The sequence below is a fragment of the Enterococcus sp. R12 genome (assembly GCF_058135755.1).
The window spans coordinates 338,896-353,710 of sequence record NZ_CM176874.1 but is presented as its reverse complement, the minus strand read 5'-3'; the positions used below and the strand labels follow the sequence as shown (position 1 = coordinate 353,710).

General features: G+C 43.4%; 8 protein-coding genes. 1 reads left to right on the top strand and 7 read right to left on the bottom strand.

Annotated elements, in window-relative coordinates; all coding sequences use genetic code 11:
• Positions 1 to 2: 2 nt before the first annotated feature.
• Both ACTW1R_RS01680 and ACTW1R_RS01675 read right to left on the bottom strand, forming a co-directional pair.
• On the bottom strand, positions 3 to 4,871 hold the full coding sequence (locus ACTW1R_RS01680; RefSeq protein ID WP_489927379.1) for a hypothetical protein: 4,869 nt from the start codon (positions 4,869 to 4,871) through the stop codon (positions 3 to 5).
• Positions 4,872 to 5,897: 1,026 nt separating this feature from the next.
• A complete protein-coding gene (locus tag ACTW1R_RS01675) occupies positions 5,898 to 6,287 on the bottom strand; it encodes a hypothetical protein (RefSeq protein WP_086338981.1) in 390 nt (129 codons plus the stop codon).
• 464 nt (positions 6,288 to 6,751) lie between these two features.
• On the opposite strand from ACTW1R_RS01675, the gene ACTW1R_RS01670 reads away from it, so the two are divergent.
• Positions 6,752 to 7,645 carry a hypothetical protein gene (locus ACTW1R_RS01670; protein WP_271814677.1) on the top strand — a complete coding sequence of 298 codons (894 nt, stop codon included), beginning with the start codon at positions 6,752 to 6,754 and terminating at the stop codon, positions 7,643 to 7,645.
• A gap of 24 nt (positions 7,646 to 7,669) precedes the next feature.
• Here ACTW1R_RS01670 and ACTW1R_RS01665 read toward each other — a convergent pair whose 3' ends face one another.
• The 5 genes from ACTW1R_RS01665 to ACTW1R_RS01645 all read right to left on the bottom strand — a co-directional run bounded on the left by ACTW1R_RS01665 (position 7,670) and on the right by ACTW1R_RS01645 (position 14,814).
• Positions 7,670 to 7,927: a hypothetical protein gene (locus ACTW1R_RS01665; protein WP_008376271.1), complete on the bottom strand. Its 258-nt coding sequence runs from the start codon at positions 7,925 to 7,927 to the stop codon at positions 7,670 to 7,672.
• Positions 7,928 to 8,185: 258 nt separating this feature from the next.
• Positions 8,186 to 8,350 carry a hypothetical protein gene (locus tag ACTW1R_RS01660; protein WP_164890381.1) on the bottom strand — a complete coding sequence of 55 codons (165 nt, stop codon included), beginning with the start codon at positions 8,348 to 8,350 and terminating at the stop codon, positions 8,186 to 8,188.
• Between the two features lie 34 nt (positions 8,351 to 8,384).
• Entirely contained in the window at positions 8,385 to 9,344 is a 960-nt protein-coding gene (locus ACTW1R_RS01655) for a LacI family DNA-binding transcriptional regulator (RefSeq protein WP_015508838.1), read from the bottom strand.
• A 13-nt stretch (positions 9,345 to 9,357) separates the two neighbouring features.
• Entirely contained in the window at positions 9,358 to 12,648 is a 3,291-nt protein-coding gene (locus tag ACTW1R_RS01650; protein ID WP_271814680.1) for a GH36-type glycosyl hydrolase domain-containing protein, read from the bottom strand.
• A gap of 15 nt (positions 12,649 to 12,663) precedes the next feature.
• Positions 12,664 to 14,814: a glycoside hydrolase family 3 N-terminal domain-containing protein gene (locus tag ACTW1R_RS01645; protein WP_142973144.1), complete on the bottom strand. Its 2,151-nt coding sequence runs from the start codon at positions 14,812 to 14,814 to the stop codon at positions 12,664 to 12,666.
• Position 14,815: the final 1 nt, after the last annotated feature.

Below are 14,815 nucleotides of genomic sequence, written 5' to 3'. Positions count from 1 at the left end.
CTTTATGGGTTGCCAGGTGCCGAAACTAGCTGCCAGCTCAAGGTTCCTTGATAGTCCCCGACTTTTTGCTGTTCGACTGGAACGGTAAGCTTGATTCCTTCATTCTGACTTTCGCCCCAGTGCTGATTCACGACGTAGGTGCCATTTTCTGTCAATTCCGTTTCCTCGATGATCATTTCCCCACTAGTTATCATCTGTTCTTGACCGTTTGTCACAAAGCGGAAGACATCGGTTAATTGATCTGTTCCATCCGTTAATGGCTGTTGCTCTTTGACCGTCAAGCGCCATGGACTTCGTTCGGATCCTCTCGTATCTTTCACCGCTAGCTCGCCTGTGATCGTTGGCCAATAATCTTGTGTTTCTGTAGCAACTTTCTGCTGCCCAAAATCAAAGTCTGTTGGCACACTGCTTAAAATAAGCTCGCCGGCAACTGCGACATTGACGACTTTTTCTGCCCGTTGACTGCCTGCTTCATAATGGTAAGCCGTTGACACATTTTTCAACAGCTCAGCTTCCGTTGCTTGCTGGATCGCGGCAAAAGCTTGCGGATCGACAGTCGGTGGTACATTTGCCCGATTATCTGCAAAAATCGTGGTTGCTTGGGTATAGTCTGCCAAAGCGGCTTCATCTGTCAGCGCCGTTGCTTCTGGTAAGGTCAAACGGACATCTTTTGCATAGACGGCAAATTGCCGATCAGCAGAAATGACACTTTCATTTTTGACCACCACCAGATTCACGGTAGTTTCTGCCTGATTCTGATCGTTTTCCCCTACAGAAAAAGTGACCGCTTGTTTGCGGTAGACCGCTGTTTCTAACGGTTCTTGAATCGCAGCTAAGACCTCATCTGTCAGCGTATCCTTAAAGAAAGGACGCCCGCTGGCTTCGAGATAAGTCACGGCTTGTTCTTTTGTCAGCGATTGTGCCTCTTGCTCTGTAAGGATCACATTGCGGGCTTGGACTTCCGCCTTATTTGAGTAGCGGACACTGATATCGTAACTATACTCCCCATCAGGACTCGTCCAATCAACTGGCTCTGAATCTGGTTGTTCCGTCAACTGCTGCTCCGTGCTATCCAGCTTGCTGGATTTGATTTGACCCGCATAGACCCATGAACCGGACGTTTGGGTTTCTGGTGTGAACGTCAATGTTGGCAATTCCGTTACCGTGTAGGGAATCAATAATCGCCCTTTTTGCACCTGTGTCCCCGCCTGCTCAGTTCCCCATGCTTGCAAAGTCAACGGCGTATTGTTCTCTTTGACTGCCGTTACATTGTGACTAATGGCACCGATCCCATTCGCGACTCCGGGTGTTTCGACTTCGTAGTCAATGATCGAACCTGGTATTGCAATACCGTACCCGTTGGCTGCATTGGTCACATCGTTATCCCCGATGAAGGTTTTCCCAGTCGCTTTTTCGATCCCGCTGAAATTGATTGGCGTGATTGCTGCAGCATTAGCAGCAGTTGGATTTATGGTCAGTACTTGATAGGCACTAACCGCACCAAACCACGTTCCTTGACTGTTGACTCGAGAACCTGCATCATTGGTCGTCGTTTTCAGCCACGTTAAGTGATCTTTGTCCGTATCTGGTGTAGCGAAATCTGAAAGATTGATTCGCCCCGTTCCCGGCGGCGACTCGATCGTCCCTTTGTCTTCTACCGTTAACTTCGCTCCTGAAATCAAATTCGTTGCGGAAGAAATCCCGATACCAGCATCCTTGGAAAGATGGATGTCACCGAACTGATGATAGGTCGTTGCGTGATTGGCAGCAGTCGCTGAACGGCCATTTTTGATGTCTCCCCCATTGGCCATCAGCTTGATGCCGTTTGTCACATTCAATTCGGTAAAGTTGACGATCCCCAGACCTGTCACAGCGATCGGGTCGGTTTGATAAGAAGCTGTCCCATCGACATTTTCACCAAAGTTCATCTTCACTTGATTACTGCTGTTGGCTACGATCGTGTTCGTAAAGTTATCTGACGCGTTTCCGCCTGAGATCCCATTGATACTTTTGGCTCCTTGAAGTCGCATCTCGACATCTCTTAAAATTTGATTGGAAGAAATATTGGAATAATACGTGGTGTATAAATTCCCGATACTTGATCCTTCCGCCTGGATATTCATATAAATTTTGCCACTTCTCGTATTGCTAGCAGTCCGTCCGCCATCACCATAGATCGTTGCCCCATTCAGCGCATCTGACCCCGGCTTTGTGTAAATGTTCAATGTAATCGTATTGGAGCTGTCGGTCCCAACGATATTTGTACTGTTAAACGGATTACCGCCTGAGATGTTCGTTCCAGAAGGAAGGGCAAACTCACCATCGTAATTTCTCAAATCCAATGTCAAACTGGCATTTCCTAATAACCGTCCATTGTTCGTAACACCGCCTGAAAAACCATTAGACCCTGTACGCGGAGTACCTGAGAAGTTTCCGCCAAACACTCGATTATCTGAGTTTCCGTTAATGGTGTGGGAAGAAGCGACACCATAAGAGGCACCGAGTGAGGCATTGATCACCCCATCATAAACCGTTACTGCGACATTGCCGGTCACTAATAAGTCATCCCAGCCGCCACCAGATAAAAACCAGTCTACTTGCCCATTATTTACTGTCGTTCGTCCATCTCCGTAAACACGGCGTCCAGTATAGCCTGTTCCTTCTAGCGTATCGACGATCCCAGAGTTCAAAGTATTGGAAGAATTTCCCTCAATGACACCTGAGAAGGAACCACCGTAGGTCCAGCGAGCAACCGTGTTATTCAAGATCGTTTTGGTATTCCCTTTAATATAGATATCCCAAGCTGTTCCTGGATAACCGCCGCCACCAACGATATCCCATCCAGATGAATAGCCTCTCGTTTTATTGCTCGTTGAGTAATCTAGATTTGTCGGTCTGGATCCTGTGTAAGCAATCCCATCTCCCCCAGGACTACCATCCGAAGTGATCGTACCAACTTCAATCGTCGTATTTCCCTCAACATAGCCGCCTCGACCAGCTGCCGTCGAATAAATCGCACCGTTTGAAAAGGAACCGCTGACTAGATGAGAAGTGATATCGCCATAAACTTTAAAACTTGCCGCTGCTTCTGCCAGTGCTGCTCGTTGTTCCGGAGTATAATTGTCATACGTCGTCGTATTCGAAGCCCCCATTGAACTTTGAGTCAAGGTACTAACGTTGTTTCCTCCACCGCCGTTAAAATCACCAATTCCGCCGACGCTGGCACTCGGTCCCGCTTTCACGGTATTGACGATGTTTCCTGTGATAGTACCAGTATTCCGATTGCCACCTTCAAATTCACTCCGACCAGTGGAATAGCTGCTGGCATCAAGGTTAGTCACGATGGCATCCTTAGAACGGTCAGAGCCGATGTTGCCATAAAATGAACCGCCTACAAACCGATTGGATATTCCTGACCAACCGCCTGCACCCGAGATCGTACTGCGGATCGTTCCATTGATGTTGCCATATTGAACGCCACCAGCAAAAGTACTTAAACGGAAGCTTGCATTGGTGGTTTGAATCGTCGTTTCAACATTGCCTGTCACATTGGCTGTATTGGAAGCGTTCGTTCCAAGACCACCGCCATAATAACTGCCTAATGTGCCATTTAAACGATTGATCGTGACACTGGTATTCCCATCAATCGTACCGATATTGGCACCTCCAGCGATCGTACTGATATTACCTACTGTATTATTTACGACAATCGCTGTATTCCCGGTCAACGTACCACCGTTTTGATTCCCCCCATAAATGTTCCAAGTTCCTGAACCTGTCGCATTCAATGTGATCGTTGGGTTTCCCGAAAGGTCGCCATTGTTGCTTCCCCCATAAATCGCAAGACCGTTCCCGGTGGACCCACCGTTCAATGAAAGGCTATACCCATTCATGTACATCCTCGTACCACTATAGTTGAGGTTTCGAATCACTACATCAGAACCGAAGTAAATGTCCGTGCCAAGTGCAACCGTGCGACTCCCAGTGGTCAACGTTGTTGCATCGGTGATGGGATCATCACTATGCCCTGTGATGATCAAGCGGCTGACTTTTCCTTGTAGCGCATAAAAAGTCATGTTGGTATTATCGACTGTGGCTGGAATCGTCTTTGAAGTCAGATTCGTTGGCAGTGATAGCGATCCACCCGAGCCAACATACAAAGCAAATTCTTGGCCATTGCCGTTTTGATACATATCAAACAACGCTTGACGAATGCCTTCAGCACTATTGGTGTATTCCGCATATGCTGATCCATCTCCAGCTGGGCTTGGTACAGCGATCACTTTCGTTTTATCGGCTTCTGCAATGATCTCTTTGATCGATTGCTCTGCCAACGAGATGTCCGCCGCTCTTGCCTTAACCGTCGGTTTAAAAACAGCAGTTAAGGTTTGGTTCTCCGTGAGAATCAATTCGGTTAACGCTTGACTTGTATAGACCGTGCCATCTAACGACCAGCCTTCAAAAGCAGTATCATCTTCAAAAACTGGCAACTCACTTTCTTTTAGTGCTTCCCCTTTGTTTTTGCTGATCTGAGTGCGGGTTTCCCCGGTAGCAAATAGATGCTCCGTGTCTGTCAGAAAGGTCACCTGTACTTCTTCTGCAGCTTCCGATGAAGCTTCTGTTTCAGATGAAGCTGTGTCAGTGGCTCCTGTAGACGAATCTGTCGAAGCAGGTTCACTAGATGCTTGCACTTCAGTTTCGTTCGTCTCTTCCAGACTGTCGATCGATGAAACGACAGGGTCAGAAGAAGACATACTTTGTTCTTCACTTGTTTTTGTAACACTTTCGGCTTGTGCCACTACCATTGCATATGAAAAACACGGACCTGATGTTAGTAGAAAAACAAGTAAAGTTGTTAAAAACCGTTTCACTTTATCCCTCCTATCTTAAAAAAATAAACGTATCGCGCAGTGCACGCCCTGTGTTACAACTCTTAGTTTAGCGAGTTGGCGAAAGAGAATTATAATTCTTTTTTTCTTCCATTCAAAATTATGATTATAATTGATTTTTCATAATTCTGATTTTTGTAACTTCCACATCTTAGAGCTATCTGTGACTCATCGATTGAAAAAAAGCGCAAATTATCAGGATGAATCATCGATTCTTTTCAAAAAACTGCTTTTCTCTTTCATAAATCATACAAAAAACGAGGGATAAATCAACACTCATAATTAAATTAAGATGAGAAAAATAAATAAAAAGTTAGAATATTTGACAAAATTCAGCGGCACAAAACTCTTTTCTAACGACCTAAAATAATAAGTTAAAAGAACGCTTCCTATCTTCTGACTGTAGATAATGATAATGTTATAATCAAAAATGAATAAAAAACGTTATTTAAAAATTCCATTGCATATAAAATAACAAAATAAAAATTATTATTTTTTTTATAAATCACTGATTTTGATAAAATAAGTAAAGTTATTTTTGAAATAACGCAAAAAAGAGACTGTGACAAAAGCCCATAAAAGAAAGCCGCAAGAAAGGCTCTATAATTTATGGGACTGATGAGTCAAAATTGATTCTTCAGCCTCATTTTCATTTTCGGTATTAAAAAAAAATATCGTTCTCTAATATGATTAAATCACGACAAAATAAACAAACTAAGAGGACGATAAGTGGTATGAATGATTCTACAAATATGAATACAAAACAAGGAAAATAATATTCAAAAAAATCTGAGCTAGAATGAGTTTCATCCTGCTCAGATTTATCTTTTTGCATATTAGCCTCTATTGAAAATAGCTATTATTCTCCAATGACTTGTGCGTATACATCGTTGCAAGATGTTGCCTCTCCATTAGCAAATGATACTGAATAGATGATGCCTCGGCTTCATTTGTTGCAGTAAAGTTTGTTGCTCTTATTGTAATTCCATCAAGTTCCTTTTCCATAATCTAATCTGGTGGAATTGACGTATAATTCGCAATAAATGAATCAATTTTTTCACTTAGATCTGATACTTTTGGAGAATCAATTGATGATGTCGTTTCTGATGAATGAGTTTCATTAAGCAAAGAACTGTAAGAAGTTTCTGTTTCACTTGCTATTAGACTTTGTGATGTTGACTCTTCGGTTTTGTTATACGAATCTTCAAAGGATGTTTTATGTAGTTTTACATTATTCAAAAAACCATCTATAGCCACAAAGTACTCAATTGATTCTTCATCATCATTCAGTAAAAATGTCATATTGTTTTTATACTTAAAGTTTATTAATTCGGGAAAAATATTTTTTAGCTCATCATCAGACACTTCAATATAAAATCCATTTCCAGACTTTTTCACTGTGTAAGGAAAACCAGGTGAATTATAATCATCATTTCCATAATCGATTATTTTTTTCTTTATCTATTCTAAAAGAAAACTCTCCTTCCCCTCGTTAGCAACACCATACCAATCACCATAGAAGTCTTTAGCTGGATCTACAGATAGAAAATAGCCTCCTACAAATCCAATTATAACCAACAAGTAAACCCTAATATTTTTATACTTTTTTCATAAATACCCTATTATGTTCGTTTTTTAATAATACAGTATAACGAATATTATACATTGAAAATCAAGTTTGTGCCGCAAAGAACGAAGGTTTACTTGCATATTATTGTATTCAACTTTGTTCAATTTTACATCCTTTCCTACATATTACAAAATTGTTAGGATATAAATATAACTTAAAACACTTTTTATATATTATAGTATGTTATATTAATTTTGTTAGTAAAATAATAATGAAAAAGGAGATTAAAACAATGAAGAAGTTTTTAATTATTGTAGTGTTTGGTATATCAGTTTTAAGTTTTGGTCAAATAAATGGTTATGCAGATGAGAATGGTTTTGAGATAGATGAAACTAATCAATCATTAATTAATGAGGCAATATCCAATGAAGAGTCCAATAGAGAGTATATTGATGGTGTAATTAGAATGTTTGAAGATTCTGATAGTGCTGAAGAGTTCAACGCATCTTTAAATGAGAGTTTAACAGTTTTAAATTCCTATGATGCCGAACAAGATGCATTGTTGGAAGAGTATAAAGCGGACGTTGCCGAATCAGTTGATCCTTTTTATGTTGAACCAAAGTCTAAGATAGGTGCTAGATCATCGGTAACTCCTGCAAATCCAGTTTATGCGGCTGCAATTGCTGCATACAATAAAGGTATATCAATGGTTAAGAAAAAAGGTCACAATCAGACTGCTGCTTATATGAAGCACGCCATTATTTCTGCTGAGAATTACTATTGGAATCCAACATGGAAACCTTCGACATATGTTAATAAAAACGATAGCTGGGCAAAGACTGTAGACGGCGAGGAGTTAATGACCGCTTATTATTCTAGACTTAAAAAAGAAGCATTTTCTACAGGTAAAAAATCTGGTTCTTTCTCAGGAAGTTATACATTTCTAAGCGGCCAACTTCACACAGCGTTACGTGGAGTTAGTTACACAGTAACTTATAAGAAACAAGCCAATGGAAATTATTGGACTCAAGTAAAGGTTACGGATATATTTGATTTCAAATGGGAGCTAAATGGTTATGATGGCAACTTCGAGGTGGGATTCGGAAACAATTATTGTTATGCAATGCAAAGAGCAGGCTTTATCATTCCTTATAAAATCGAAGTGATCCACGAAGTTTCTAGATAGTATAAAAAGAGATGAGCTTTACGCTTATCTCTTTTTGTTTAAGATATATATAATGGATTTTACTAGTGCACCCAAGAAAAGTATCAGGGCTAATACCTTAAAAACTACACCAAGTTCCCAGTTGATTGATCCTTCTCTTAAAAGCTCCTGTTTTTGGGATTTGCTTAGTCCTTCAACGCTTACAGGAATCCAATTTACACTTAAATAGACACCTATAAGTAGCGAAATCATTGAATATATATATAGGATTCTTATTTTTAAACCTTTTAAAAAGTTAATCATCTTAGCACTCCTTTACAAACTATTATATCAGAAAGCTAGCTTTAAATAATTATCGCTAATATAATTTAATAATTTGTGAGTACTTTTTATAAGAGGTTACTTTTGTCCGACCACTTGGTTATGTTGGCTATTTTAATATTCCTAATTTTATCATAGCCAACCTTATTACCACCAACATATATTTCTAGTTCATCATGCCCCCTAAATATGGCCAACTATATCAGGAAAGTAATTCCCATCTCGATCATGCGCTTCAATTTAGATAGCTACTGATTTGTTCTTGAGTGTTGCCTGATTTAAAGTTTCGGCGATCTCATTAACATCCATCTGGAACTTTTGAATTGGTTTACTTCTTTCAATAGTTCTTTCTCCATCAATTGCTTTGGTATGTTCTGTAAGATAAAATCCTTCCCATTTCACCATTCCTTTTTCAACTCTTTTTTCTTTAATGGATCAATTAAATAAATGATCCGCCATCCACAAAAGTGGTATAAATATGCTCGTCCGCCACTGGATCCCCTTGGATCGATTGTACGATTTTCTCAGCTGCCACCATGCCCCATCGATGTTTCGAATAGGAGATCGTCGCTAAGCGCGGCTGCACAAAAGCGCCTAATTCCGTGTTATCAAACCCGATGATGCGGATCTCTTTTCCGATGCGATAGTCGGTCTCGCGGACATATTTGTAGACACCGATCGCCATTTCATCATTGAAGGCAAAGATATCAATGGGAAACTGGGGATCATTTGCTAAGAGCTGTTTTGCCGCTCGATAACCAGAAGGTTCCGTGAAGTCACCAGGAATGACTTCATAAGGAATACCAAAGCGCGTCAATTCTTTCGTGCTGGCTTCCAAGCGCTCCCGACTGTCGTAGCCTTTTTCTGGCCCTGCTAAGAGGAAGACTTTTTGGCTTTGTCCAGCGATCAAGCGATCGATCGCCAGCGCAGCCCCTCCTTTATTGTCTAACAAGACTTGATGGATGTTTTCATGAGACAAGACGCGGTCTAACACGACGATTTGATGCCCTCGTTGGGCGTATTGCTCGATTTCCTTTGCTGGAAACGTCCAATCCAAAATGATGGCACCGTCCACCATCCGCTCAGGAATAAACAAGTGTGATTTCTTGCCGCTGCAGACGATCATTTCATAGCCGAAAAGTTCCAGCCCTTTCTTGATGCCATCTAGCAATTCCCCATAAAAACTTCCCGCATAATCGGCGAGATAAACACCGATGATGTTGGTTTGTCTGCGTTTCAGTGTGCGAGCAGCCATGTTCGGAACATAGTTCAATTCGTTTGCGATCGCTTGAATCCGCGCGCGGGTTTCCTCGGTCACTTTTGGACTGCCATTCAATGCATACGAAACGGTGGATATGGAGACACCCGCTTTTTGGGCAATATCTTTGATTCCTACCATGGCTTCTCCTTTCTTAACGATAAATATCGATCGTATTGGTTTGGTTTTCGTTTAATTTGGCGCAAAGTACTGCTTTCTTCAGGACAAGCGCACCTTGACGGTAGCGATTTTCCGCAAACTCAGTGGACATTTCTTCGCCGTTGATTAATACTTTCGGCGTACTTGCCGAATGATAGACGATTTCGACCGGCCGATCAAAGAGTCGATACGTCAGTGTCAACCCTGCTAGCTCCGCTGGCAAGACAGGATCAAGTTCAACGTGATCAACAAAGGTACGAATGCCTAACACATTGCTGATCAACTGATTCATATAGATCCCCGGTCCACTAGAATAGATGCGCCAGCCGCCTTTGACGCCGACTGCTGCCTCCTTAAGTTTACCAAAATTTTCTTGGGCTTCAACCCTTGTTTTGAAATCGCCATCAGAACTGCTGAAATACGCATTTGCTTGACGGATCTCCGCGTTTTCGACCCGTTGAGCGATCTGGATCGGATTGATGACCCCTAGCGCTTGCCAAGTCTCTTCTTCTCGACCTAATTTCGCCATCGCTTCGGTAAAGCGGATGTGGGCGTGAACGTACTGCAAACCGATTTCTCGTCCAAAGTTGGCTGCTTGTTCTGCTCGCTTGAAATTGGTGCTGACACCACCCACATAAGTCGCTGGACGATTCATCAAGCGCACCCCATCTGGAAATTGCAAATGCTCCTTGATGATCGCCACATGATGATCGGCTTGTTCGGGAGATAACAGCTCACCGATCATGCTTTGTTGCATCGGCAGCAAGCGGTATTGGATACCAGTTTTCTTGTCAGTCGGATGGACCATCAGTTCCACGTGCTCGCTATCTTCCATATAGACAAATCCTGGCAACGTGCCATCAGCTAACATGTATTTTTCAAAGTCGTGTTTGATGCCCTTAGACAGTTCTGTTAAATGTTTGGCATACTCTGGGTCAAATGACTGCAACTGGCTGGCTAATTTTTTCAATACTTCATAGGTCAAGGCAACGGTCCAGCTGCTGGCCATTTGTTTCTTCAACTTACTGTTATTTGGCTGCAAGGTGTCATCCCAATCGCCATCGCCATAACAAGACAGGTACGTTCCTTCCAAGAAGTTCGCTTCGATATACGCCACTTCTTTTTTCAAATGATCAAACAACGAAGCTTTGGTCTTGGTTTTCAGGAAGGTTGCGCGATCCGTATAAGGCAGTTCTTTTTCCAAAATCGCGAAATCTTTGGTTTTTTCGAGATAGTCACTAACGACTTTCATTGGCCAGACGATCACATCTCCGTGGCTCTCATCGGCTTTTTGTTTCTCATAGCGATCAAACATAAACCATTGTGGCCAGTTGCCGTCATCTGCAAATTGATTTTCAAACAAATGCTCGATGATGGACGCCACCATTTCAGGACGATTAAGTGCTAAGAAATACTCAGTCGGTCCTTGGGAAACGTCTCGAGTCCCCCAAGCAGCACCACCGTACTGTTCAAGACCATGAGGAGACAAGTAATGAACAAGCATATTGTGGGTGTACCAACGTGCCAAGTGATTGAAGGATGTAACGTCCGCCTGCGAATGTTTCAATTCAAACTGATTCAACAAATCATCGACAAAGGCCGTATAGGCAGTGTCTTCTTGCTGGCGATCTAACGTTTCGGAAACAAAGGGTTCACCAGTCAGTGTGCCTTGGATCACGAAGGAAACCGTCGGCTGTTCTGCAAAGGTCAATACGGTCGTGCTATCAGCAGCGGCCACATTGAAGATTGCTTCATCGGTCAGTTCAAAAGGTTGAGCTGCATGGAGATAATACGTCAATTCTGGATAAGTTTCCGCAATCGGTGAATCCGCTGTTCCTTTGATGGTGAGCAATTGCTGGTCTTTCGTAACAGTAGCAGTTGGTGTGGCTTCATCGATCCCCATCACAAATTGATTAGTGATGGCCCAGGTGTAGGCACGTCCTGCTTCACTGGTGATGGTGGTTGCGATCGTGCGTCCGTTTGCTTTCGTGAAGGTCGTTACTTGAATGACATCATCCGCTGTTTTGTAGTACCACGTCGCCGAATTCAAGCCCATTTCAAAAGCAGATGGCATCGTTAAAATCCGCCATTGATCGCCGTCTTTTAGATAGATCCGCTGACCAGAACGTTTGAACAGATTCAATGAGTTGCGGCTATTACTCAACAATTTATTCATGTTCGTATTGCCTAATACGATTTGGGAGTTAAACATCCCCGTCATGTAAACAGTCGTGCTCAAAATGGGTTGATCGACGATCAACTCTTGTCCGCTCATCAAAATATGTCCATGGGAGCGTTCCATCTGTGCTTCTTTTTCCTTCAACACGACATGGTGATAGTCAGGGGTAAAAAAGGAATAAAGCTGCTTATCAACGATTTCCACTGCTTCTTGCTGCGGGAACCGCTCGTTGATTTCTTCTGTGGAAAATGTCAGCCCTGTGAGCGGTCGACCGAAGTTTTTTCGTGGCTGCGCCGTTGCTTGCAACGAGTCAAAGGACAAGGCTTGATACGTTTCTTTCAGCGTTTCAAGTGCAAACTGCGGTTCATTGACTGCCGTCGCTTGATTGGCTTTGACCGCTGCGTAAAAAACGATTTCCGTAGGCGTCTCACTTACCGTCAACCATTGCGTTTGCAGTGCCGTATAGGCAAATTCGTATTGATACACTTCATTGGCTAACGTTTCTTGGCTAAGTGCAGCTGGTTGATTCGTTTCTTTGTAGCTGCGACCGAAAAATTGATAGCCATCCGTCGAGAAGCCTTTTAAGGCTTGGAAGCTGCCCTGTTCCACTAATGGAAATTGACCATTTTGTGGTTGATTTTGGCGCGAAGAAAGCACGATGCGACCCTTATCATGGCTAACATGATGGTCGATATATTGCGAAACATAGGCTTCATTGGATTGAACAGCACCTTTGGCGGCATTACCAAGATCTTGTCCGTAAACTAGTTCCGCTTCCCCAGAACCACTCAATTGAACCCGCCAGAACCAGCAATCTTGTGCCAATTGGAAATCAACTTGGTAATCGATGGACTGATACGTCCCAGTCCAAGTCAGCTGTTTTTCTGAGTAGACAAAGGCACTGTTAGCATTTGAACCGATCAAGGGAATAGAGGACAACTCCCCCGCCTCACGCAGACGTAGATAGATTTGATTCAAACTACCATCTAGCGCATTTCCGTTCAACTGATTGATCATCACACCGTGACTTTGGATCTCATATAAATCACCGTTTGGTAAAAACGTCACGGTCGTATTTGCGTTATTCATCACTATTTTTTTCGTCATAGAAACCTTCCTATCTTACCTAACTAATTGCAGGGTTGTTTGTTGGGTGTCTCGGCTGTTCCCACCAATCATGATGTGGAATTTCCCTGGATCACTGCTTAATTGTTGGTTGCTGTGGACATAGCGCAGCAGTTCTTCCGTGATCTCAAATTGAACGGTTGCTGATTCGCCAGCCTCTAGCCAAATTTTCTTAAAGCCTTTCAGTTCTTTCACTGGGCGAACCACTTCACCGACTAAATCGCGAATGTAGCATTGGACCGTTTCCCAGACCGCTGCTGTTCCTTGGTTCGTAACAGTGATGGAAGCCGTGACCGTTTGATCTTTGGTCATAGTCGGCTGATCCAACGTCACCGCAGAATACGCAACTGGGCTATAACTCAAGCCAAACCCAAATGGATATTTGGCATAATTGGAGACATCCAAATATTTTGAGACATATTTTTCATCCGGTGCACTTTCATAAGGACGACCGGTATTGTCAACGTTGTAATACACAGGAACTTGTCCAACGGTTTCTGGGAATGACATGCTCAAGCGACCGCTTGGATTGTATTCTCCCCACAGGATCTGAGCAAGTGCGTTTCCGCCTTCGGTTCCAGGGAACCAAGCCTCGACGATCGCTTTGGCTGCATCCACACCTTGCAAATCAAGAGGACGACCGTTATAAAGAGTTACGATCACTTGCTCGTTGTATTCTTTCAAGGTTTCAACCAAGGACAATTGGGCTTGCGGCAAACGAATGTCGCTGCGGCTGGCAGCTTCGCCGCTCATCCATTCCTGCTCTCCTAGCGCTAGGACCACTTTATCGGCTGCCTTCACTAATTCGATCGCTTCTTGGATCGCCGCTTCAGACGGTGCAAAATAATCAAAGGGCTCTTGACCGATCAAAAGATCCGCACCCAAGGCTTGGGCACCCTCCACTAAAGTCACTACTTCTTCTTGTTTCCCTTGCCAAGACCAAGCACCTAATAGATCACGGGAGTGAGCACCTGGGCCCACGATCGCGACTTTTTCGGTTTTCTGCAACGGCAGGACACCTTCATTTTTCAACAACACCATTGATTTCTTTGCGATATCGCTGGCGATCTCTCGGTGTTCTTGAGACAAAACAGTGGCTGCTTCAGCGGCTTCATCAGCGCCGCGGTATGGATTTTCAAATAGCCCCAGCTCATTTTTTAAAGTCAAGATTCTTAGCACCGCTTCATCGACTAAGGCTTCCTCAACGGTGCCTTCTGCGATCAACTCTTTCAAGTTATCGGTGTAGCAAGTCGTCATCATCTCGATATCGACTCCAGCTTTGATGGCTAGTTCAGCGGCATGTTTTTCATCCTCCGCTGCGCCATGAGCGATCACTTCTTTGATTGCTGCCCAGTCAGAGATCACAACGCCTTCAAACCCGAATTCTTCTCGCAAAACATCGCGGAAAAGCCAGCGATTGGCCGTGGCTGGAATGCCGTCTACCGTATTAAAGGAGGTCATCACCAGCTTGGCACCAGCATCAAGGGCTGCTTTATAGCCTGGCAAATAACTTTCTCGCAGTTGGCGTTCTGACATATTGACCGTGTTGTAATCGCGACCACCGATAGCCGCACCGTAAGCCGCAAAATGTTTGACGCAAGCAGCCACGCGGTTGAAATCCGTTCGCAGATCATCCCCTTGATAGCCTTTGACGAAGGCTTCAGCGAAGCGACTGTTCAAGTAAGGATCTTCCCCCGTCGATTCCATGACACGGCCCCAGCGTGGGTCTCTTACTAAGTCCACCATCGGTGAAAAGGTCACATGCAAGCCAGAAACAGCTGCTTCTTTGGCAGATACTTCCGCCATTTTCTCCGCTGCTGCCAAATCCCATGAACTACCTAATCCTAATGGAATCGGGAAAATCGTCCGAAAGCCGTGAATGATGTCCGCCATCAATATCGTCGGGATATTCAAGCGGTTATTGGCGATATACTCTTTTTGGACGCGGATCGCTTCTTTTGCACCAGAAACACCTAGCGTTGTTCCCGCATTGTTGATGTTTTCTTGTGTCAGTCCTAAGTCGCCCATCGGACCTGTTTTCTCTTCTGCTTTATCTGAATAAAAAGCCGCTGCCAGTTGCAACAACTGATCGATTTTTTCGTCTAAGGTCATTTCTGAAAGTAGTTCGGTTAATTTCTGCTGTTCCATT